This is a genomic window from Pseudoalteromonas sp. 2CM28B, assembly GCF_023161935.1.
The window spans coordinates 25,763-46,850 of the sequence record NZ_JALNTH010000026.1; the positions used below are offsets into that span (position 1 = coordinate 25,763).

Here is a 21,088-nt window from a genome sequence, read left to right on the forward strand (position 1 = left end):
ACTTTAACAGTGAGCGGCTTTTTTAATGCCTGCTAAATTGCTTTAGCAGGCAACTAAAATTATAAGCTTTCTATTTTAGTTTTTTGCTCAAGTAGCTTGGTTTTAGCATCAGTGAATTCAGCAAGCTTCGCGTTCTCTTTTGCAAGTACGGCTTCTGGTGCGTTATTTACAAACTTTTCGTTAGCCAGCTTGTTTTGCACTTGGGCTAGGCCTTTTTCTGCTTTTTCGAGTTGCTTGTTAATACGTGCAAGCTCTGCTTCAACGTCAATTAAGCCCGCCATAGGGATCATAATTTCAAGGTTGCCAACATAGGATGTTGCACACGCTGGTGCATCGTCTTTGTTTTCAAGCAGGGTGAACGATTCAAGTTTAGCAAGCGAGGCAATAAATGACTCGTTCTCGTTGATACGGCGCACATCATCGCTTGACGCGTTAGCTAGCAACACGTTAAGTGGCTTACTCGGGCTGATGTCCATCTCACCACGAATAACACGAATTGCTAAAATAAACTGTTTAACCCACTCTAAGTCGTCCATAGCTTGGGCATCAACGTTTGCTTCATTATAAACAGGGAAGCCCTGTACCATGATGCTGGTGCCTTTAGTTTCAAGCCCTGCCAGTGGTGCAACGCGCTGCCAAATAGTTTCGGTAATGTATGGCATCATTGGGTGCATTAAGCGCAGTAGGCTTTCTAGTACCGTAATGAGTGTATTACGTGTACCGCGTTGCTGTGCTTCATTACCTTTAAATAATACCGGCTTAGTCAGCTCTAAGTACCAATCACAGAACTGGTTCCAAGTGAATTCGTAAAGCGTGTTAGCGGCTAAATCAAAGCGGTAGTTATCAAGGTGCTCAGTGTAGGTTTTAACCGTTGCTTCAAATTGACCTAATATCCAACGATCTGCTAACGAGAACTCTTTTTGTGCATCGTTGAAGCCACAATCTTGCTCTTCTGTGTTCATTAATACGTAACGGCTCGCGTTCCATAGTTTATTACAGAAGTTACGGTAACCTTCTAGGCGGTTCATATCCCAGTTGATATCACGACCGGTTGATGCCATTGCTGCAAGGGTAAAGCGAAGCGCATCGGTACCGTGTGCCTCAATACCATTTGCAAATACTTTGCGCGTGTCTTTTTCAATTTTAGCGGCAAGTTTAGGCTGCATCATGTTGCCAGTACGCTTTTGTACTAAATCTTCAAGCTCGATGCCGTCAATCATATCTAGTGGGTCAAGTACGTTACCTTTTGACTTAGACATTTTATCGCCGTTGTCATCACGTATTAGGCCGGTAACATACACTGTTTTAAACGGCACTTGTGGCTTACCATTTTCATCTTTTATAAAGTGCAGCGTCATCATGATCATACGCGCAACCCAGAAGAAAATAATATCAAAACCCGTTACTAACACGTCAGACGGGTGGAAGGTTTTTAAATCATCCGTGTTCTCTGGCCAACCTTGCGTTGAGAACGTCCACAGCGCAGATGAGAACCAGGTATCAAGTACGTCTTCGTCTTGGCTTAGCGCAACATCATCGGCAATGTTGTTGTCGCGGCGTACTTCAGCTTCATCGCGGCCAACGTAAACGTTGCCTTCGCTGTCGTACCAAGCTGGAATACGGTGACCCCACCAAAGCTGGCGTGAAATACACCAATCTTGTACGTCGTTCATCCACGAGAAGTACATGTTCTCGTACTGTTTAGGCACAAACTGAATGTCGCCATTTTTAACGGCATCTTTTGCAGGTTCTGCAAGTGGTGCAACACGTACATACCATTGGTCGGTAAGGAGTGGCTCAATGACCACACCAGAGCGGTCGCCGTAAGGTACAGTTAACGCATGGTCTTCGATTTTTTCGAGTAAACCAAGTTCTTCAAATTCTGCGATAATCGCTTTACGCGCAGCAAAACGGTCTAGGCCGTGTAAGCGCTCAGGAATTGGCGCATCAAACTCAAGTTCTTTACCGTCAAAGGTGTATGTTTCACCTTGGCTTAGAATAGCAGCGTTTTTATCGAAAATATTGATCATTGGCATTTTATGACGCTTGCCAACTTCGTTATCGTTAAAGTCGTGTGCAGGGGTGATTTTTACACAACCCGTGCCTTTGTCTTTATCAGCGTGTTCATCTGCAACAATTGTGATACGACGATTTACGATTGGCAGTAAAATCTCTTTACCAATTAAATCTGTGTAGCGCTCGTCATCTGGATTAACCGCAACACCTGAATCACCTAGCATGGTTTCTGGGCGTGTTGTTGCTACGACAATGTAGTCTTTGCCGTCTTGTGTTTTAACGCCATCAGCAAGTGGGTAGCGCAAATTCCACATGTGGCCTTGTTTGTCTTTGTTTTCAACTTCAAGGTCTGAAATAGCTGTGTGTAATTTTGGATCCCAGTTTACTAGGCGCTTACCGCGGTAAATTAGGTTTTCTTTGTGAAGGCGTACAAAGACTTCTTTAACCGCTTCAGATAAGCCATCATCCATCGTAAAGCGTTCACGGTCCCAATCAACCGATGCGCCAAGACGGCGAAGCTGTTTAGTGATAGTACCGCCAGATTCGTTTTTCCATTCCCAAATTTTATTAATAAAATCTTCGCGGCCTAAATCGTGACGTGTTTTACCTTCTTCAGCGTGTAGTTTACGCTCAACCAACATTTGCGTTGCAATACCCGCGTGGTCAGTACCTACTTGCCATAATGTGTTGTTACCTTGCATACGCTTAAAACGCGTAAGGGTATCCATTATTGTATCTTGGAAGGCGTGGCCCATGTGCAAGCTACCGGTGACATTTGGCGGCGGGATCATGATCGAATACGGTACGCCTTGGCCAGATGGCTTAAAGTAGCCTTTTTGTTCCCAGTCTTGGTATAGCGACTGTTCAATATCTTGCGGATTGTAGGTTTTATCCATTACACAGAACCTTAAATAAGTACTTAAATTAGTTGGTTAGCTTTATCCTAAACGGCTAGCTATTAATCTCTTGCGTGCTGATATTGGCACCAAGTTGGCGCAGCTTTTTAAAGCGCTCACGAGCGGCTTGTTTAGCTACAGACTCTACTGGTACAAAATCAAAAACTTGGCTAAAACGCCTAATAAAATCAGGTAGGTTAGTAGCTAAGTTAATTAAAACGTTACGTTTGCCAACAGGAGGCGTGGTGCCTATTTCTACTGGTGCGCCGGCTTTAGGGCCTTCGCCTTGCAGGTTATGCGGCACAAAACTGTCGGGATCAAATGCCCAAATGGTTTCGTCAATGGCATAGGCGGTGTGTTCGTTATCTACAAAAATAAATACACGATGCCCCGATCGATACTGCTCTGCGGCAATTTGAGCTGCTAAAGCAAAATGATCATCAGCCTGCGCTTTAGATTCATCTTGTTGCTTTAGAACGAAAAATTGAGCATTCATGTTCATTGTATCGGGGTTTCCCATGACATTGAATGTGCACATAGTTGATACACATAAATTAAGAGGCAGATTTTGCCATATAACGGGGTTTGCTTCAATTAATACACAGATAATTACAGCAATAAAAAAGGCGCCAAATGGCGCCTTGATACAAGTTAAATAACCTAAGCTCTGGTTAAATATATTTGCCCTATGGCAAATATATTTAACGCTGTTAGCGCTAAAAATACCTGCTGAGTGGCTTTTCTAAATAAGGCTCAGGTTAATTAGATTATTAGTCGTGCGTAGCTTCGCTTACACCCGCTCGGTTTAATAAATACTGAGTAAGCATAGGAACAGGGCGACCCGTTGCGCCTTTTTTAGCGCCACTGCGCCACGCGGTACCGGCTACGTCTAAGTGAGCCCAGTTATACTTTTTAGTAAACTTAGATAAGAAACACGCTGCGGTAATAGTACCAGCAGAGCGCCCACCTAAGTTTGTAAAATCAGCAAATGGGCTATCGAGTTGATCTTGATAGTCATCCCACAGTGGTAACTGCCATGCACGGTCGCCACTTTGCTCAGACGCTTTTAATAAATCATGCGCAAGTGGGTTGTGGTTTGACAGTAAACCTGTTGCGTGTGCACCAAGGGCAACAATACATGCGCCTGTTAGTGTTGCTACGTCAATTACTGTATCTGGGTCAAAACGCTCAACGTAAGTTAACGCATCACATAATACTAATCGGCCTTCAGCATCAGTATTAAGCACTTCTACGGTTTGCCCCGACATGGTTGTTAAAATATCGCCAGGGCGATACGCGTTAGAGCTTGGCATGTTTTCACAGCCGGCTAAAACGCCAATTACGTTAATAGGCAGCTGCATTTGTGCCAGTGCGCGCATAGCGCCAATTACACCGGCTGCGCCGCCCATGTCGTATTTCATTTCATCCATGGCTTCGCCTGGCTTAATTGAAATACCGCCTGAGTCAAACGTTAAACCTTTACCTACTAGCACAATAGGCGCTTGCTCATCGCTTGCACCTTTGTAGTTAATAACCGACATAACCGATTCGTTATCACTGCCGCGACCAACTGCTAAGTACGAGTTCATACCTAGTTCGGCCATTTTTTCTTCGCCAATAATATCAACGGTGATGTTGTCAAAATTGCTAGCCAGCTCTTGCGCTTGTTCGCCTAGATAAGCAGGGTTACAAATATTAGGTGGCATGTTGGCTACGTCTTTACATAGCTTACTACCTGCGGCAATGGCTAAGCCATGCTCAATAGCGCTTTCACCAATGGTCAGCTCGCGACGTGTTGGTACGTTAAACACAATTTTACGAAGTGGACGACGAGGGTCTACTTTTTTGCTTTTTAGCTGGTTAAATGTGTATAGGCAATCTTGTGTTGTTTCTACCGCTTGGCGAACCTTCCAGTAGGTATCACGACCTTTAACGTGTTGCTCTGTTAAAAAGCACACCGCTTCCATTGAGCCGGTTTCGTTTAAGGTATTAATTGTTTTAGAAATTATTTGCTTATATTGCTTATCATCAAGCTCGCGCTCTTTACCACAGCCAACAAGCAATACGCGCTCGCTTAAAACGTTAGGTACATGATGCAATAATAACACTTGCCCCGGCTTACCTTCTAGGTCGCCACGGCGTAGTAAATTTGAGATATAACCATCGCTGATTTTATCGAGTTGTTCACCAATGGGGGATAACCTACGTGGTTCGTAAACGCCAACGACAATACACGCGCTGCGTTGTTTTTCTGGGCTACCACTTTTTACGTTAAATTCCATTGTTACTCCTGGTTGTGAGTCATATACGTTATTAATTGGGGCTAAAAAAATAAAATCTAGTCTTCGCTACGTAACTTATGTAGGGATAATCTTAATTTTAGCTGATTTTTTCTGACTCTTACTGTGTAATTGAACTTTATATGTTTAAGGGCTACTAATGCAACAATATATCGTGCACTTAGGTAGGATAATTAATTTTGTTAGCTTATAATAACGACTTATTTACCAGATAAAACTGGGTAAAATAGCTACTTTATTATCAAATTATCACTATTGTAGTGAAATTCTATGTTTAACAGGGGCGAGCATTGCTTATTTTTCGTTATTTGACCGCTGAGGTTTTAAAATCGCAGGTCGCCGTATTTTTAACTTTAATGACCATTTTTGTGTCACAAAAGTTTGTGGTTATTTTAGGAGATGCCTCTGAAGGGAGCATTCCTGCCAAGTTAGTATTATCGATGATTGCGCTTAAACTGCCGCAATTAGCTTCGCTGATCCTGCCATTGAGTATATTTTTGGGCATTATTTTAGCCTACAGCCGCATTTACGCCGACAGCGAAATGACCGTTCTTAAAGCCTGTGGGGTGAGTGAATGGTATGTGGTACGCGTTACTTTAATTTCGAGTGTGGGTTTGGCTATATTAGCAGCCTCTCTCACCATGTACCTTGCGCCGTGGGCGAGTGAGCAAGAGTACCAATTAAAAGAGCAAGCCAAAGCCGATGCGGGTTTATCTGCGTTAAGGGCTGGGCGGTTTCAACAAACCGGTAATGAAAAAGCCGTGGTGTTTATTCATAACATTGAAAACGGTGGTAAAGAGCTAAACAAAGTATTTGTAGCGCAGCTGCCAGATACCGAAAAAGATGACCTTGCACGTTTAGTGTATGCCGAACAAGGTGTGGTGGTAGAGGCAATAAACGGCGAGCAACAATTAGTGCTAACCGATGGCAAACGCTACGAAACCGATGGCAAAACACCGGCTCTTAATTTAACGCAGTTTGATGGCTACAGCGTACAAATACGCGAGCAAGAAATAGAGCATCAGCGCCGTAAATTAGAAGCAATACCTACTAATCAACTATTGCCACTCAATACCTCTGAATCTATAGCCCAGTGGCAGTGGCGTATTGCAATACCGCTTTCTATTCCGTTACTAACGTTAATAGCAGTACCGCTAAGTGTGGTTAATCCGCGCCAAGGTAAGTTTGCTAAATTAGTGCCAGCCATTAGCTTGTACTTAGGTTATTTTATCTTACTCAATGCTGCAAAATTTGCCGTAGAAGATGGCAAAATACCGCCTTCAATTGGTTTGTGGTGGATTCACTTAAGCGCTTTATTTATAGGTAGTTTATTAATTATAAAAGGTCGCCCATTGGGCGCCTGGCTTAAAGCCGTTGTAACAAAACGAGAGTTAAGCGCATGATGAAAACACTCGATTGGTACTTAGGCCGCAGCATTTTACAAACCACCGGATTTGCTTTATTGGTGCTAGTAGGGATTAGTACATTAATTAAGTTTATTGATCAGCTAAAGTCGGTTGGCCGTGGCAGTTACGATTTAATGACCGCAACGCTTTACACTTTTTACAGTATGCCGGGCGATTTGGTTATATTCTTCCCGATGGCCGCGCTTATTGGTGGCTTAACAGGCTTAGGTGCACTGGCTTCAAACAGTGAGCTGGTGGTAATGCAAGCTGCGGGTATGTCGCGCTTGCAAATTATAGGCTCGGTAATGAAAACTGCCGTGTTTATGGCTGTGTGTATGATGGCTCTTGGTGAGTGGGGCGCACCAGAGGCGCAACAACACGCCAAAGAAATGCGTAATCAGGCAATTTATGGCGGCGATGTATTCAATGCACAAAAAGGCGTATGGGCTAAAGATGGCAACAACTTTATTAATATTGAAGATGTAGATCAAAACGGCCGTTTAAACGGTGTGCACATGTATCAATTTGATAAGTCACTCGATTTAACTCAAATAACCAAAGCTAAAGTGGCCATTGGTCGTGATGAAGGTTGGCTATTACGTGATGTAAACAAGGTTCATATTAGTGATGAGCAAATAAGTAGTGAACACATTGATGAAGAGTTTTACCCTTCGCAATTAACGGGCGAAAAGCTTGGTGTTGTATCGGTAAAGCCTGAGTCGCTTTCCTTTACAGGGCTTTGGTCGTACTTAGGGTATTTACAGCAAAATGAGCAAGATACCAGCACCTATGAGCTGGCCTTGTGGCGTAAGTTAATGCAGCCTGTGTCTGTTGCCGTAATGCTACTGGTTGCACTGTCGTTTATATTTGGCCCGTTACGTACCGTTACTATGGGTGCGCGTATCATTATGGGTGTAGTAACGGGAATTGTATTTCACTTAATAAATGAGATATTTGGCCCTGTGGTAATGGTTTATCAAATACCCGCTATTATAGGCGCGGTACTGCCAAGTATACTATTTATAGGCTTTGCTACGTACATGATGAATAAACGGGTATAGCCGTTATAAGCGCTTATTTGATACTAAAAAGGTGACCTATGGTCACCTTTTTTGTTTTTATAACGCGTTATTCAAAAACTAATACTAATCAGCTTAATTAAGTGATCAATTTTGAGGCTGGAAAAACCTGTTGATAGCTAGGCAAAAAAACCGCTATTTAGTTGTTCTCGGCAATTGCTCCTGCATTGCTCTACCTTCTGCATCCATGTAGTCGTAAATGAGAATTTTTTACGCAGGTAGTGACAAGTTAGCCCGGCAAAATGATTAAGTATTATTGCGCATTGGTATAAATAGGTATTAATCTAGCTCGCGGTAAATACGTTTGTTTTCTTCTTTTGTAAGAGTAATTACCTCAGTTTTTGAGACATAGTCTTGCAGCGCTTTTTTGTTTTTAAAATCAATTAATACCACAAGATTACCTAAACCAAGCAAGGCACTAAGGCTGCGAACAATAGACTGCGGCCAACTAATTAAGTTTCCTTCACTAGTTTGTACTTTTAAACGCCATGCGCGCATGCCAATAGTTTGCCCGCTTTTAGTCCAAAAATAGCCAAAAAATACTAAAGTAACAATAACAAGTAAGGCACTTCGAATACTCGACAGCAGCAGTGACTCTTGAATAAGTGCCGATACATCTTCAGCACCATTTAAACTAATAACATCAAGTGAAATAAGCCCTTGTACGGCAAACAAATAGAGCACAACCGTTAACATAGCAAACGCAATAATAGCTAACGTATCATAAACTAACGACGCAAAACGACGCCAAAAACCAGCTCGTGGAAACTCACCCGACATAAATACACTCTCACTGTTAATATGCGCGCTAGTTTAGCAAAAAAGCTCACAAATACTAAGCGCTATAGTTCAGTGATATACCTTGGCGTTATTATTAGCTGTATTTAATACTTCAACCAGTAAATGACATTTTGCACAGGCTGTCTAAATGTTAAGCGGTTGATCAGGCTAATGTCATAAAACGCTTGCTGCCACCCCTATTGTTTGTATAATGCTTGGCATAGAGACGAAGGCACATAAATAATCCTGAGCTCTAAAGTGGTTTTTCTTTATCTTCTCGTGTTTAGAAGGTTAAAGAAAAATGACGCCAGCGTGATGAAATTGGTATACATGGGGGATTCAAAATCCCCTGCCGAAAGGCGTGCCGGTTCGAGCCCGGCCGCTGGTACCACTTTTTATGACCCTAACCAAATTGGTTAGGGTTTTTTTATGCCTAAAATTTGTGTTGGGACGGACTCGAGCGCCACTCAGAGTGGCGCTAATATCAGTTATAGTCCGCCCGCCGGGTGAGAGTGAACCGAAACGAAGTTTCGCAGTTACTCGAAGTGAGTTAATAGATGAGGATGGATACTGCTTCAGGATGAATTAATTACGCTTACTACATTTAAATGGGCTTATATGAGCTTTATTTAGCACTGCGCACGCTTATTTACCTTCTAAAAACGCGATGAACTCTCCAGCCGATACATACCAAATATCATCTTTATTTGAGATTGTTTGAACGAGCTTTTCGGCGTAATCCCAGTTGTTATTTACTGTGTTTTTATCAAATTCCCACGAATGACCCCAAATCATCATTACAGTGAGCTTATTGCTTTTGAGCGCAATATATTGTTCTATTAATGGCATTGCGTTTGAGTTGTGAGCGGTTGGGTTCCATGCCATGTAGTTGGTAGGGAGCTCAAAATTAAGGGTGTCGTTTACTGTTCGGGCATTAGTAAAGCCCGCTTGCTTTACTAATTTCATAGCGGTTTTATCGTAAGAGCCTAAAGGGTATGCAAAAGAGTGTAAGGGGCTGCCTTTTATGGGCGATAAAATGTGCTTATCGCGGGCTAATTGTAATTTTAATTCTGCTGTATCTAAGCCCGCAAAGCCCGGATGTGAGTAACTGTGGCTTGCTATTTCATGGCCTTTATAAAGTGTTTTTACTTCACTTTGTTTTATATATTCGCCTGCTTTACCGGTAAAGGCTTTCATCCACGGTAGCTTTTTAGCAAATAAACCTGAGTTTAAGTTAAACGTACCAACAACCTGGTACTTATTAAGTAGTTCCACCAGCTTTTTGTCTTGTATAACGCCATCATCGTAGCTAAAAATAACAGCTTTAGTCGCGCCGTTAGGGTAGCTTTTTAAAGGTGCTTTACTGGCTGCACACGTAAAGCTTGCCGCCATTAATATAGCAATTAATAAACTCTTCATTTTAAGGTTTTCATTATTGGAGCAAGTTGTTTAGCCCAAAGGGCGTAGCCTGCCTGATTCAAATGGGTGCCATCGGTCGTGAGCGATTTTTTAAGCGTGCCATGAGGGCTTAAAAATGAGGGGTGTAAGTCTATATAGGTAAAATTTGCGTGCTCAATTGCTTTAATTTGTTGGTTAACTGTTTGCGCCATTTGCGTAATAAAATTGCGATGATCGGGCAAAATACTTTGTACATAAATTTGTGTATTTGGGAGTGAGTTATTGAGCTGAGTCACTATTTTTTCGATATTTTCACTCACCGACGCTAAGTTTTTAACTTGCTTTATATAATGGTAATTAAAAATATCGTTTACACCAATTTTTAAAAATATAGCTTTAGGTGGGGCTGCTTTTAATTCGTTTAAACGCGCTAAAACACCGTAGGTCATATCGCCACTAATACCGCGGTTTCTTACGCGTAGGTCGTTAAACCGAATGCTCCAATTTAGCCCTTGCTCAGTAATGCTATCGCCAATAAATACAATATCGCCTTTGCGTAAAGGTTGTAGCTTAAAATGGGCTATACGCTCAGCATAGTGGTTTTTTAGCCATTGCGATTGAAAAGGAATTGCCTTTTCGGCATTAGCTTTAAAGCTTATTAATACAGCACCTATAATTAATGTGCCAAGTAGAAAAGTGATGTGTTGGAGTGTGTAATTACTTGGTTTATAACTCATAAAAACCTGCGCTTATAGACATACTAACTTAGCAATGTATCTATAAACGCCGGTTTTTGATACGTGTTGCATTCGTATTCAGACTTTGTTTTTAACCACCCTTTTTATTAAGCCTAATAGTTTAGCAATCCCTAAAGTAAGTAACATAGGTACGCCTATTAAAATAAGCTCTTTTACAAAGGGTAAAATGTACATCAAAATAGGGGCTATTTTCGGCTTTTCACCCTCAGCTGCACCGTGGGAGTATCCCTGTTGATTTATTTGTGCGGCCCAGTCGGTGAGCTCTAAACTAACCAGTAAAAGGCTCACTAAAACAGATACAACTAACACAATGCTGGTGCGGGTTTTCCACTGTTGTTTTAGGTGCTTCATTATTTAGCCTCCTTGGCAAACATGCGTTTAGTCAATTTTACTATCCAAGAAAAATTAAGCGCTAAATGCACACCTAGCATGGGCATAATAAAGGTGGCTGAATCGTGATGTATTTTCGACCAAAAGTCTTGAATGTTTAAACTAATATTAAGTGCGGGTAGTAGAGCCACCGACACTAAAAAGCCGCTTACAAATACTAATAACATCATTAAATAAAGTAGGTAATCCCACACTATATTAAAGCGCTCACGTGCTGTTATATTGGCAAATAAACGGCCAAAACTGCGTGTTACCCAATCCCAGTGCAGTAGTAAGTGAATAACAAAAGGGATAATAAAAAATAGGCTAAACCATTCGTGTAAAGGGATGCCAGTGGCTTGAGGTGCACTTACTAGCATAAAGCTAGTAAGCAGTAAGGTGTCCATTACATAACGGAACTTTTGTAAGTTTTGTTTCCAATCAGACATTATTGACCCTGAAATAATTTATTTATAATACCAATCCGCATAATTAAGTGAACTATTTTGAGGATGGAAAAACGTGTTGATAGCAAGGCAAAAAATTCGCTATTTAGTTGTTCTCGGCAATTGCTCCTGCATTGCTCTATCTTCTGCATCCATGCAGTCGTAAATGAGAGTTTTTTAACGCAGATAGCGACACGTTTAGCCCCTAAAAATGATTAAGTATTATTGCGGATTGGTATGGTTGACGCTATTTAAGGTACGCCCCCCTTAAACAGCAAAAGGCTCAATAAAATATTGAGCCTTAAATCATGCGCAAATTATTAAATTAAAAAACGTAAGACGCGCTTAATTTAACATTACGACCCGCTTCGTAATCTTGCACTGTGTCGCTTGAGTATGAAGCGTGAGAGTAATACGTTTTATCAAAAATATTCTCAACACCTAAGGTCATGCTTAATGCTTCAAGTTGGCTTGGTAGCCACTGCATGCTGATGTTATGAACCTGATAACCCACTTTATGAATATCAGCACCGCTTGATACCGAGTCATCAGTTCTGTTAACTAGGCTGGTCCAGTTAAATTTCAAGTCGTATTTTGGTACTTCGTAGCCAAGGTTTAGTGAAATGCTATCACCTACTTCATAACGTAGTTGCTCGCCTGTCTCTAGTTGTTCAGAGTCTGACTTAGAGTAACTTAAACGCGCACTAAATAGCGCTTTACGCAGTGAAAGCGTTGATTCAAAACCATCTATATCGTAATCACCCGAGTTTTCATAGGTACCAATTGGGCGACCTTTACCAATTGCCCAGTTGTCTATGTAATCTTCAATACGGGTTTTAAACAGGTTTAATGAAAAACCAAATGAGTCTAAGCCCATAATATTTTGATCTTTAAAGGCAAAACCAATGGCGTTATTAACACCGGTTTCTGCTTTTAGGTCTTTATCAAAGTTAGTACTGTAATCAACGTAGCTTTCGCGCAGGCCAGGACCTTGAAAAAGCTCGGTAGAGCTTGCGTTAATGCTCCAATTTTCATTAATTAAGTATTTAGCCGCTAAACCAAACGTTAACTCGTTCCACGATTTATCTAACGAATCGTTAGTACCGGCTGAGTACATATCTACTTTAAAGTAGTTGTAACGCACGCCAGGGGTTACAAATAACTGATCGGTTACAGCGATTTCGTCTTCAATATAAATAGCGTGAGAGTCGGCAGTGTCTTTATTGGTTTGTACGTGGTTTTCGATACGTTTTGATACCTGCTCATACCCTTCGCCGCCGTAGCGTAATGTATGGTTAAACCCAGCAAGTGCAATTTTAGATGTTGCAAGGGCAGTGTAGCCCGTATGCTCAGAATTACCCTCAGTTCCTAGTGCAATATAGCTTAGTTCGTTGCGGTAAACGCTAGCGCGTAGGGTAATGGCATCGCCTTTATCTAGCTCGTAGGCAAGTGAAGTGCTGGTACGTGTGTAGTCAATATCTTCTGTTTGCGCGTCTGAATCTTCCGCAAAGCCAGCACCAAAGTTGGTTTTTACGTAGTAATCGCCTTCATCGTTATATCTGTCGTATGAGAACACTAAACGGTTACTCTCGTTTACATCCCAGCCGAGCTTGAAGATGCCATCTACCGTGCGGCCTTCGTTACCTGTAACTTCTTTACCATTGCCGTTTTCAAAGTTATTTCTGTCGGTGTAGGTGTAGTAGGCAAGGGCGTCTATGTTGTCGGTTAGCTGACCATATACCGCTGCAGAGCCACCTGCGTAATCATTGGTACCTAAGTTTGTGTATAAGCGTGCGCCAAAATCTTCACCTGGCTCTAGTAAGTCTTTAGCGTCTTTGGTTTCAAAGGCTACACCACCAGAAAGGCCGCCAGTTAGCACCGAGTTAGTCCCTACTTTTATATCTACTGCTTTTAAAATATCAGCATTAATAAGTAAGTTTCCTGAGTGGTGGAACATATTATTGTTTTGGCTAATACCATCAACAGTAATGTTAAGGTCTAAATCGTCAACACCACGAATATTAATACCTTGTACAATAGAGTGCGAGCCACCTACGTCAATACCAGCTTGGTCACGGAGTAAATCACTTAAATGGTTGGCTTGTTTTCTTTCAATATCGTCTTGTAGTAGCGAGTCATTAGTAATTGTTGTGCCCCATACTTCAATGGTTTCTGAGGTATCGGGAGCTTGATCTGCTAAGCTTATGAATGACATACCAGTACACAAAGTACCAATAACAACGTTAAGCGCGTGCTTATTAAATGGGAGCGTGTTTTTCATGGTGAGTATGTTTATCTAATTTTAATATTATTAAGAATGATTCGTATTAAAGCGTTCACTGCCTTAAATGGCAATTTAAAATACATACCCTACATGAATAACAGTTATTTAAACTTCAAATACTTTATTTTTTACAAGCTCTCTAAACCATTGACATACAGGGTCATTATGGTGGCGTTGATGCCAGTATAAAGCAACTTGTGCATACTCTGAGCTAAGCTCTTGGGGCGGGGTTCTGGCAACTACGTCATGCTGTTGGCACACATCTGCAGCAAAATGATTGGGCACATAAAATATTAAATCAGTGTTTTCAGCAATGCTGCCAATACTGTAAAAGTTTTTTAAGCGTATTGGCGTCGCTATATTATCAATGCCTAGCGCGGCAAAGTTTTGTGCAATAGTTAATGCTTTTTCACCCTGAATTGATATTTGCCCAAAATTACAATCACGCAATAAATCAACGCTTAATTCTTGTTTAGCCAGCCTGTGGGAGCGAGCCATTACTAATTTAAACTCGCGCTCAAACAACGGTTGTTGATATAACTTACCCTCTGAATTAGCGGGCTTGTGGCCAGTAATCACAAAGTGCGTATCGCCTTTAAGCAAATCAGAAAACTGCGGCTTAGGCAGGGTGTCTATTTCAAGGGTGATATTAGGCGCTTGCTCGCGAACATCTTTAATTATTGTTTTTATAAATAAATGCATTTGCGGCGGTAGGCCAAACAGTTTAATGGTGGCTGTGCTGGTTTTAGGGTCGAAGGTTTGCTTATTAACCAGTGTTTCTACCATATTTAAAATAGAATTTAGGTCTTGCTGAATTGATTGCGCTTTTGGTGTTAGCTCATACCCTCCAGCCATTCTTATTAATAATTGATCGTCAAATAAGGAGCGCAATTTACTTAACGAGCGGCTTATAGAAGGTTGGCTCATGCCTAAAGTTAAGGCGGTATTGCTAATATGTTTTTCGTTTAAAAGCTGCTTTAAAATAATAAGAAGGTTTAGATCGAGCTGATTTAAATTCATAGTTAGGTTTGCAAGTTATCAGTATTTCAAGCCATTATCCTAGCACTTAATTAGTTAGGTAGGTAAAGATGTTTATTTTTCAGGTGCTGAAATAGGCTTAATTGTTTTAATATGATCTAAAAAATTTTAATTGCCTTATAAACATGGTTGTCGCTAACGCAAAGCGTTGGAGTTATAGGCTTGATGGTAAGAATACCATTGTAAAAGTCTCAGGTAGTTTAGAGGTTAACGACTCACAAAGTTTAAAAGCGTTTGCTTTAGCAAGCCAAGGTATAGCGCAACTACCTAATTTTTACGTTAACCAAGCACTTAAAAGCGGTGAGCTGGTAGAGGTGCTAAGTGAATACGCGCCAAGCCCACTGCCTATTAATTTACTTTATCCGTCTCAACGTTTGTTAAGCCCAACTGTTAAAGCTTTAGTAGATTATTTAGTAAACCACTTATCACAATATAAAAGTAATTGATAAGCTAGTTTCTAAACCAGTTGGTGGTAAATTTAATAAAATGGCTAATACGTGCTGATTCGTTAATTAGCTGAGGGTGAATTAAATACACATCAGATTGCGGATACTGTAACTGCGTTAATAGCGGCTTCAAAGTGTGCGCGTTAATTTCTAAATCTACTAAATACTCCGGGGTGTATATAATTCCTAGACCTTGCAGTGCAAGGTTTTTAAGCATGTGGTTATCGTTAATGCTTAGTTTTCCTTCAAGCTCAATGGCCCTATCGGAAAAATGCCACAGGCTAAATTGCGTGCTGGTTAAACAGCTATGCTTTAATAAATCTTCAACGTCGCTTGGCTCACCATTTTTAGCAATATAACTAGGCGAGGCACAGCACACCTGTTTATAACTAAATAGCTTTTTGGCAATCATGTTTTGGGGCGGATTAAGGGTTGATCTAAATGCAATATCGTAATTGCTTTGAATCAAATTGTGAGGGGTGTAGCTGCAGTCTATATTAAATTTAACATCAGGGTACTCTTGGTTAAATTGCTCGCAAATAGTTAGCAGGTATCTATTGGTAAATTGGCTCGGCGCGGTAATTCTAATGTTGCCGGCAATAGCCTCGTGTTCATGGGCTAAGGTTCGTTCAAGCTCTAATAATGTGCTTTTAATATTTCCCATACAACTAAGCACATGCTTTCCCTGCGGGGTGAGCTTTACACTGCGGGTTGTGCGAATAAGTAGGGCTCTTTGGTATTCTTTTTCGAGCGCTTTTATTTGCTCAGACAAATACCCTCGGGAGATCCCAAGCGCTAAAGCTGCCTTTGAAAAGCTTAAGTGTTTGGCTACTTCGTTAAACAAAAATAACCGTTCAAATTTTTTATGTTCTCTCAGCATATAAATGAGCACTGTGTTTTTATTGTTTGTTATAGCAAATAATGAGTTTTATTTTTAGTATTTAGTTGAATAATTTAATCGGTAAACTACAAGTCACTCTTTTTTAATACCGATAACTCATGACCAATAAAACTATTTCTCAATTTATACCCAATGCTAGCGAACTTATTTATGGCTGTATGGGCTTGGGTGGTGGCTGGAATAACAACCCAATAACCAAAGCCGATATAAACCAAGCACATACAGTAGTAGAGGCAGCGCTTGAAAATAACATTAATTACTTTGACCATGCTGATATTTATACTTTTGGTAAAGCAGAGCAGGTATTTGGTGAAGTTTTAAAAACGCGCACCGACCGTGATAAGTTAATTATTCAATCTAAATGCGGTATTCGCTTTGAAGATGAGCATGGCCCAAAGCGTTATGACCTTTCAGGACAGTGGATAGAGCAAAGTGTAAATAAAAGTTTAGCGCAGCTAAAAACAGACTACTTAGATGTACTTATTCTGCACAGACCCGACCCACTCATGTGCCCTCAGGAAATTGCTAGCACTTATAAAAAACTAAAAAGCCAAGGCAAGGTACGTTTTTTAGGGGTGTCTAATATGCAGCAACATCAAATAAAAGCCATTCAACAAGCCCTGTCAGAGCCACTTATTTTGAATCAAGTAGAAATGAGCTTATTAAAAAATGACTGGGTTGAAGAGGGCATATATGCTGGTAACGCGCAAGGCGCAAATATTAACTTTACGCCGGGCTTAATCGAGTTTTGCCAGCACGAGAATATACAGCTGCAGGCGTGGGGAAGTTTATGCCAAGGGTTGTTTTCGGGTGCTGATATAACCGGCGCTGAAACCCGTATTAAAAACACGTACCAATTAGTACAAAGCTTAGCTGCGCAGTACGAAACAAGTGCAGAAGCCATTGTACTGGCATGGTTAAACAGGCACCCTGCAGACATTCAATCTGTTATAGGGACTACTAACACTGCGCGTATTAAAGCGTGTGCACAAGTAAACAAAATACAATTAACGGCCGCTCATTGGTATGCACTTTACGAAAGTGTAAAAGGTTGCGAGCTGCCATAGTTTAGTAAAGGAGCACTAAAATGATAAAAAACACACTAACAACATTTTTACTAAGCACTGTAGTGGCATTAACGGCCTGTAAAAGTAATCAGCCACCAGCGGCCGATAACGCAAACACTGCAAGCACTGATAATTATTTACAGCGCGATGTACGCGACGATATATTTTATTTTGTATTACCTGATCGTTTTAGTAATGGCGATCCGCAAAACGATAATGGCAGCAATGAGCATGCTATTTCGGCTGGTGGGTTAAATTTAACAACCACCAGTGGTTTTCATGGTGGAGATATAACAGGCATTGAACAAAAGCTCGACTACTTAGAAGCGCTAGGGGTTACAGCAATTTGGATGACGCCTTTATTACGCAACCAAGCGATTCAATCAGATGGTGTTGCGCACCATGGTTATTGGATTGTCGATTTTAGCGAAATAGACCCGCACTTTGGTGGGAATGCTTCTTTAAAAAAGCTAATTGATGCAGCTCATAAAAAAGGCATTAAAGTATTTTTTGACATTATTACTAACCACACAGCCGATATTATTCGTTACGACGAATGCCACATGCCAAACGGTCAATTTAAAGCAGGTTTAACGCACTGTGAGTATAAAGCGCTAAATAACCCTAAGCCGTATAGCCCATTTATTCCTGAGCACTTAAAAAATGTTAAGTACCCACAGTGGCTAAACAATGTCGATTATTATCACAACCAAGGCGACAGCACCTTTAGTGGTGAAAGCTCACTTAATGGTGATTTTAACGGCCTAGACGATTTAAAAACAGAGCATCCGCAGGTGGTGAGCGGCATGGTCGATATTTATCAAAATTTAATAAAAGAGTTTAAGCCCGACGGCTTCAGAATCGATACTGTACGCCATGTTAATCTCGAGTTTTGGCAAACATTTACACCCGCTATTATTGATTACGCTAAAGCGCAAGGGATTCCAAATTTTCATGTGTTTGGTGAGGTGTACGACCCTAATCCTAAAAACCTAAGTGTATTTACTACAGAAGGTAAAATTCCATCGGTGCTTGATTTTGCATTTCAAAAAATAGCGGCCGATGTGTTTTTTAAAGGACAGAACCCAAGCGTCATTAGCGAGCTATTTGCACAAGACTCACTATACCAAGATGAAGACAGCCAAGCCGATTTACTTATGACCTTTTTAGGGAACCACGACATGGGCAGACCTGGCTTATTTATAAACCAAACATTTGATCACGAAAGTGATGAGCTTAAATTAAAGCGCAGCCAATTAGCGCATGCATTTATGTTTTTATCTCGCGGTATACCGGTTATTTATTATGGCGATGAACAAGGTTTTACAGGCGATGGCCACGATATTGATGCACGCGAAGATATGTTTGCATCAAATGTTGCAAGCTATAACGACAATAACCTTATAGGCACCACGCAAACAACGGCCGATAATAACTTTAACCAGCAGCACCCATTATTTAAAACTATTGCGCAATTAAGTAAGTTACGAAAAAATCACGAAGGGCTTCGCCGCGGTGAATACAACGACTTATTTTTTGCTAAAAACACTGGCATGTTTGCGTTTTCACGCACAGTAAAAGGTGCAGAGCAGGCGTATATTATTGTGTTTAATAGCGAAAAAACGCCACAAACAATAGAGTTTAATAGCCCGTATAAACACTTTTCGCCTCTTGTAGCTGCCGAGCAACTTGAGCAACAAAATGGCAAGTTAACGGTCACTTTAAAAGGGCTAAGCTATAATGTGTATATTGCTAAATAATTAAGGGTTTAGGTTAAGTAAAAGCCAGCTGCTAAGCTGGCTTTTTTATGCCTTAAAGGTTATTGCTTTAAATCTATGGTGTATAGCGCAAAACCATTTTCGTCTGTTTTAAGTGGTGAGGTAGGCGCAACTGCAGGGAGTGTTTGTGCAATAGTAGCTACTTCATCAAGCGGTGATGTTCTAAACACAACGTTTAGCTCTGTGCTGGTGGTCACGGTGCTAAAGCGCCAGTTATTATCGGCCGAAGGGTCAATACTGCCCGTGCTACTTTTAGCGGCTTCGCTAATAATGTAACTACGCAGCACACCGCGGTTTTCATCTGGGCCTTCAAATGTTTCACGGCTAGTACCGTCAATCGCCGGGAAGTTACCGCCGCCCGATGCACGATAGTTATTAGTTACAATTAAAAACTCTGCCTCTAAATCTATCGCTTCACCTTGGTATTGCAAGTTAGTAATGCGCGAATTGTTTTCACTTATTAACACCCCATCGTTGTCGTATCGTTTTGGCTGAGTGACGTCAATTTCAAAGGTGACGCCGTCAATAATGTCAAAGTTAAAAGTAGGAAAAGTGGTATCGAGTAGGTTTTGCTCAGCGCTGCTGTTTACATCAATTTGATTAAACTGACCCGCAGAGCGTTCAAGCCACTCTTTAACATCGCTACCTGTTACTTTTACCATACGGATAGTGTTTGGAAACACATATAAACTAACGGTATCTAGTAAGGTAATATCGCCTGCTTTTACATTGGTGTAATCTTCAATACCATTGCGGCCAGCTCTAAAAGGGGCAGCTGCCGAAAGCACAGGTAAGCCATCAAGCTCAGTGCCTTGAATAAATGCTTTACCCCACGCTATTTGTGCATCTGATACTATTTGAATTGACGGGTCGTCTTGCACCAAAGCAAAAAAGCTATAAATTGGGTTTGAAATTTCAGCAAATGGTTCGCTCACCCAATCAATCGTTGCTTGGTGTTCAAGCTCAATTGCGGCAGCTACATCGGTATCTACAGCAGCTAAATCAACAAAGTCGCCGTTTTCATCTGTACCACTAATAGCGCGGGTTTCTACTTTTGAGCTGGTTACTTCCCAGCCGCCTTCATCGTTTGGCTCAACAATTAAATCAATAACCCCTAAGTTATTGCCAAAAAAGCCAGGCATAACAGCCGGTACGCCATTAAGTTTACCGTTTACGTTATCAATACCTGCCGATTCATAGCCATCGTACGACGAATCACCCGGAAACAAACGGTGGTTATGACCAAACAATATGGCATCTACGTCATCTACTTTAGACAGGTAAAGGGCCGTATTTTCAGCGAGGTCTTCTTGGGCGCTGGCTGTTAACCCAGAGTGTGGAATGGCAATAATAATATCGGCGCCCTGTGCTTTCATTTGTGGAATGAACTTTTCAGCAGTAGCAACAATATCTTTTGCAATTACCTTACCTTGTAAGTGAGCGCTATCCCATTGCATAATTTGCGGTGGGGTAAGGCCTAAGTAACCAATTTTAATTGTTTGTTCGTTGCCGTTTATATCAAATACGGTTTTATCTTGAAGGTAGTACGGGGTGTAACGGTTTTCATCGTTGCTGTCGTCATCATCACCATCATCAACGTATACATTGGCATTAATATACGGGAAGTCGGCACCACTTAATGTGGCATCTAAAAACTCTAAGCCAAAATTAAACTCATGGTTTCCTAAGTTAGCAACATCGTAATCAAGCAAGTTCATTGCTTTAAAGGCCACATGGGTTGCGCCATTTAAAATATCGTCTTTACGTACAATCGCTTCGTAATCGCCAAGCGGGCTGTTTTGAATTAAATCACCATTATCAACAAGTACACTGTTTTGTACTTCATTGCGGGCTTCTTTTATAAGGGTAGCGGTGTTAACAAACCCTAAGGTTTCTGAGGGGGCTTGTGCAAAGTAATCGTAGTTAGATAAATACATGTGTATGTCGGTTGTTTCCATTACGCGCAAAGTAACCGGTGCAGGCTCTGGTGTTTCTACAACGACAGGGTCGTTATTATCGTCATCATCAATGTCGCAGCCACTCAATGCGAGTGCAATAGTCAGTGCCAATGTTGATTTTAAAGCGTGCTTTTTAGCGATTCGATTTTTCATAGTCATTCCGTGTAA

Annotated in this window: 17 protein-coding genes and 1 tRNA gene; 6 read left to right on the top strand and 12 right to left on the bottom strand. The window is 41.1% G+C overall.

The window, feature by feature from the left end:
• Positions 1-59 precede the first annotated feature (59 nt).
• The 3 genes from MTN96_RS25505 to pepA form a co-directional block, all read right to left on the bottom strand.
• Positions 60-2,912, bottom strand: a complete 2,853-nt coding sequence (locus tag MTN96_RS25505; protein WP_121637037.1) for a valine--tRNA ligase — start codon at positions 2,910-2,912, stop codon at positions 60-62.
• A gap of 55 nt (positions 2,913-2,967) precedes the next feature.
• Positions 2,968-3,414, bottom strand: coding sequence for a DNA polymerase III subunit chi (locus MTN96_RS25510; protein WP_248533080.1), 447 nt, complete (start codon positions 3,412-3,414; stop codon positions 2,968-2,970).
• Between the two features lie 268 nt (positions 3,415-3,682).
• Entirely contained in the window at positions 3,683-5,194 is a 1,512-nt protein-coding gene (gene pepA / locus MTN96_RS25515) for a leucyl aminopeptidase (RefSeq protein WP_029772475.1), read from the bottom strand.
• A gap of 308 nt (positions 5,195-5,502) precedes the next feature.
• On the opposite strand from pepA, the gene lptF reads away from it, so the two are divergent.
• Entirely contained in the window at positions 5,503-6,615 is a 1,113-nt protein-coding gene (lptF, locus tag MTN96_RS25520; RefSeq protein WP_024031637.1) for an LPS export ABC transporter permease LptF, read from the top strand.
• Positions 6,612-7,679, top strand: a complete 1,068-nt coding sequence (gene lptG, locus MTN96_RS25525) for an LPS export ABC transporter permease LptG (protein ID WP_031289389.1) — start codon at positions 6,612-6,614, stop codon at positions 7,677-7,679. Before lptF ends, lptG begins: the two co-directional genes overlap by 4 nt.
• Positions 7,680-7,976: 297 nt before the next feature.
• Here the strand turns inward: lptG and MTN96_RS25530 are convergent, their stop codons facing one another.
• Positions 7,977-8,477 (bottom strand): RDD family protein, encoded by a 501-nt coding sequence (locus MTN96_RS25530; RefSeq protein ID WP_004588476.1) that lies wholly within the window; start codon positions 8,475-8,477, stop codon positions 7,977-7,979.
• A 306-nt stretch (positions 8,478-8,783) separates the two neighbouring features.
• On the opposite strand from MTN96_RS25530, the gene MTN96_RS25535 reads away from it, so the two are divergent.
• Positions 8,784-8,868 (top strand) — tRNA-Leu (locus tag MTN96_RS25535).
• A 254-nt stretch (positions 8,869-9,122) separates the two neighbouring features.
• Here MTN96_RS25535 and MTN96_RS25540 read toward each other — a convergent pair.
• The 6 genes from MTN96_RS25540 to MTN96_RS25565 all read right to left on the bottom strand — a co-directional run bounded on the left by MTN96_RS25540 (position 9,123) and on the right by MTN96_RS25565 (position 14,752).
• Positions 9,123-9,896 carry a polysaccharide deacetylase family protein gene (locus tag MTN96_RS25540; protein WP_248533082.1) on the bottom strand — a complete coding sequence of 258 codons (774 nt, stop codon included), beginning with the start codon at positions 9,894-9,896 and terminating at the stop codon, positions 9,123-9,125.
• Positions 9,893-10,612 (bottom strand): GDSL-type esterase/lipase family protein, encoded by a 720-nt coding sequence (locus MTN96_RS25545; protein WP_248533084.1) that lies wholly within the window; start codon positions 10,610-10,612, stop codon positions 9,893-9,895. Before MTN96_RS25545 ends, MTN96_RS25540 begins: the two co-directional genes overlap by 4 nt.
• Before the next feature lie 78 nt (positions 10,613-10,690).
• The gene (locus MTN96_RS25550; RefSeq protein ID WP_138577629.1) at positions 10,691-10,984 is read right to left on the bottom strand and encodes a hypothetical protein; all 294 of its coding nucleotides are present in this window, start codon (positions 10,982-10,984) and stop codon (positions 10,691-10,693) included.
• Positions 10,984-11,451 (bottom strand): DUF4405 domain-containing protein, encoded by a 468-nt coding sequence (locus tag MTN96_RS25555; protein ID WP_248533086.1) that lies wholly within the window; start codon positions 11,449-11,451, stop codon positions 10,984-10,986. The genes MTN96_RS25550 and MTN96_RS25555 overlap by 1 nt, the downstream gene beginning before the upstream one ends.
• Positions 11,452-11,773: 322 nt before the next feature.
• The gene (locus tag MTN96_RS25560) at positions 11,774-13,729 is read right to left on the bottom strand and encodes a TonB-dependent receptor domain-containing protein (RefSeq protein WP_248533088.1); all 1,956 of its coding nucleotides are present in this window, start codon (positions 13,727-13,729) and stop codon (positions 11,774-11,776) included.
• Between the two features lie 108 nt (positions 13,730-13,837).
• A complete protein-coding gene (locus MTN96_RS25565) occupies positions 13,838-14,752 on the bottom strand; it encodes a LysR family transcriptional regulator (RefSeq protein WP_138577623.1) in 915 nt (304 codons plus the stop codon).
• 143 nt (positions 14,753-14,895) lie between these two features.
• Here MTN96_RS25565 and MTN96_RS25570 point away from each other — a divergent pair, with 143 nt between their 5' ends.
• Positions 14,896-15,216: a LysR substrate-binding domain-containing protein gene (locus tag MTN96_RS25570; RefSeq protein WP_248533090.1), complete on the top strand. Its 321-nt coding sequence runs from the start codon at positions 14,896-14,898 to the stop codon at positions 15,214-15,216.
• A gap of 4 nt (positions 15,217-15,220) precedes the next feature.
• Here the strand turns inward: MTN96_RS25570 and MTN96_RS25575 are convergent, their stop codons facing one another.
• Positions 15,221-16,060 (bottom strand): LysR family transcriptional regulator, encoded by an 840-nt coding sequence (locus tag MTN96_RS25575; protein ID WP_308200735.1) that lies wholly within the window; start codon positions 16,058-16,060, stop codon positions 15,221-15,223.
• A 155-nt stretch (positions 16,061-16,215) separates the two neighbouring features.
• Between MTN96_RS25575 and MTN96_RS25580 the strand changes: the two genes are divergently transcribed.
• Both MTN96_RS25580 and MTN96_RS25585 read left to right on the top strand, forming a co-directional pair.
• Positions 16,216-17,184 (top strand): aldo/keto reductase family oxidoreductase, encoded by a 969-nt coding sequence (locus MTN96_RS25580; protein WP_248533094.1) that lies wholly within the window; start codon positions 16,216-16,218, stop codon positions 17,182-17,184.
• A gap of 20 nt (positions 17,185-17,204) precedes the next feature.
• On the top strand, positions 17,205-18,944 hold the full coding sequence (locus MTN96_RS25585; protein WP_248533096.1) for an alpha-amylase family glycosyl hydrolase: 1,740 nt from the start codon (positions 17,205-17,207) through the stop codon (positions 18,942-18,944).
• 59 nt (positions 18,945-19,003) lie between these two features.
• Here the strand turns inward: MTN96_RS25585 and MTN96_RS25590 are convergent, their stop codons facing one another.
• On the bottom strand, positions 19,004-21,073 hold the full coding sequence (locus tag MTN96_RS25590) for a bifunctional 2',3'-cyclic-nucleotide 2'-phosphodiesterase/3'-nucleotidase (RefSeq protein WP_248533098.1): 2,070 nt from the start codon (positions 21,071-21,073) through the stop codon (positions 19,004-19,006).
• Positions 21,074-21,088 lie beyond the last annotated feature (15 nt).

What these genes read in the sequence shown, in the direction of transcription:
- MTN96_RS25505 (WP_121637037.1), bottom strand. Translation starts at nt 2,912, where the DNA reads ATGGATAAAACCTACAATCCGCAAGATATTGAACAGTCGCTATACCAA.
- MTN96_RS25510 (WP_248533080.1), bottom strand. Translation starts at nt 3,414, where the DNA reads ATGAACATGAATGCTCAATTTTTCGTTCTAAAGCAACAAGATGAATCT.
- pepA (WP_029772475.1), bottom strand. Translation starts at nt 5,194, where the DNA reads ATGGAATTTAACGTAAAAAGTGGTAGCCCAGAAAAACAACGCAGCGCG.
- lptG (WP_031289389.1), top strand. Translation starts at nt 6,612, where the DNA reads ATGATGAAAACACTCGATTGGTACTTAGGCCGCAGCATTTTACAAACC.
- MTN96_RS25530 (WP_004588476.1), bottom strand. Translation starts at nt 8,477, where the DNA reads ATGTCGGGTGAGTTTCCACGAGCTGGTTTTTGGCGTCGTTTTGCGTCG.
- MTN96_RS25540 (WP_248533082.1), bottom strand. Translation starts at nt 9,896, where the DNA reads ATGAAGAGTTTATTAATTGCTATATTAATGGCGGCAAGCTTTACGTGT.
- MTN96_RS25545 (WP_248533084.1), bottom strand. Translation starts at nt 10,612, where the DNA reads ATGAGTTATAAACCAAGTAATTACACACTCCAACACATCACTTTTCTA.
- MTN96_RS25550 (WP_138577629.1), bottom strand. Translation starts at nt 10,984, where the DNA reads ATGAAGCACCTAAAACAACAGTGGAAAACCCGCACCAGCATTGTGTTA.
- MTN96_RS25555 (WP_248533086.1), bottom strand. Translation starts at nt 11,451, where the DNA reads ATGTCTGATTGGAAACAAAACTTACAAAAGTTCCGTTATGTAATGGAC.
- MTN96_RS25560 (WP_248533088.1), bottom strand. Translation starts at nt 13,729, where the DNA reads ATGAAAAACACGCTCCCATTTAATAAGCACGCGCTTAACGTTGTTATT.
- MTN96_RS25565 (WP_138577623.1), bottom strand. Translation starts at nt 14,752, where the DNA reads ATGAATTTAAATCAGCTCGATCTAAACCTTCTTATTATTTTAAAGCAG.
- MTN96_RS25570 (WP_248533090.1), top strand. Translation starts at nt 14,896, where the DNA reads ATGGTTGTCGCTAACGCAAAGCGTTGGAGTTATAGGCTTGATGGTAAG.
- MTN96_RS25580 (WP_248533094.1), top strand. Translation starts at nt 16,216, where the DNA reads ATGACCAATAAAACTATTTCTCAATTTATACCCAATGCTAGCGAACTT.
- MTN96_RS25585 (WP_248533096.1), top strand. Translation starts at nt 17,205, where the DNA reads ATGATAAAAAACACACTAACAACATTTTTACTAAGCACTGTAGTGGCA.
- MTN96_RS25590 (WP_248533098.1), bottom strand. Translation starts at nt 21,073, where the DNA reads ATGAAAAATCGAATCGCTAAAAAGCACGCTTTAAAATCAACATTGGCA.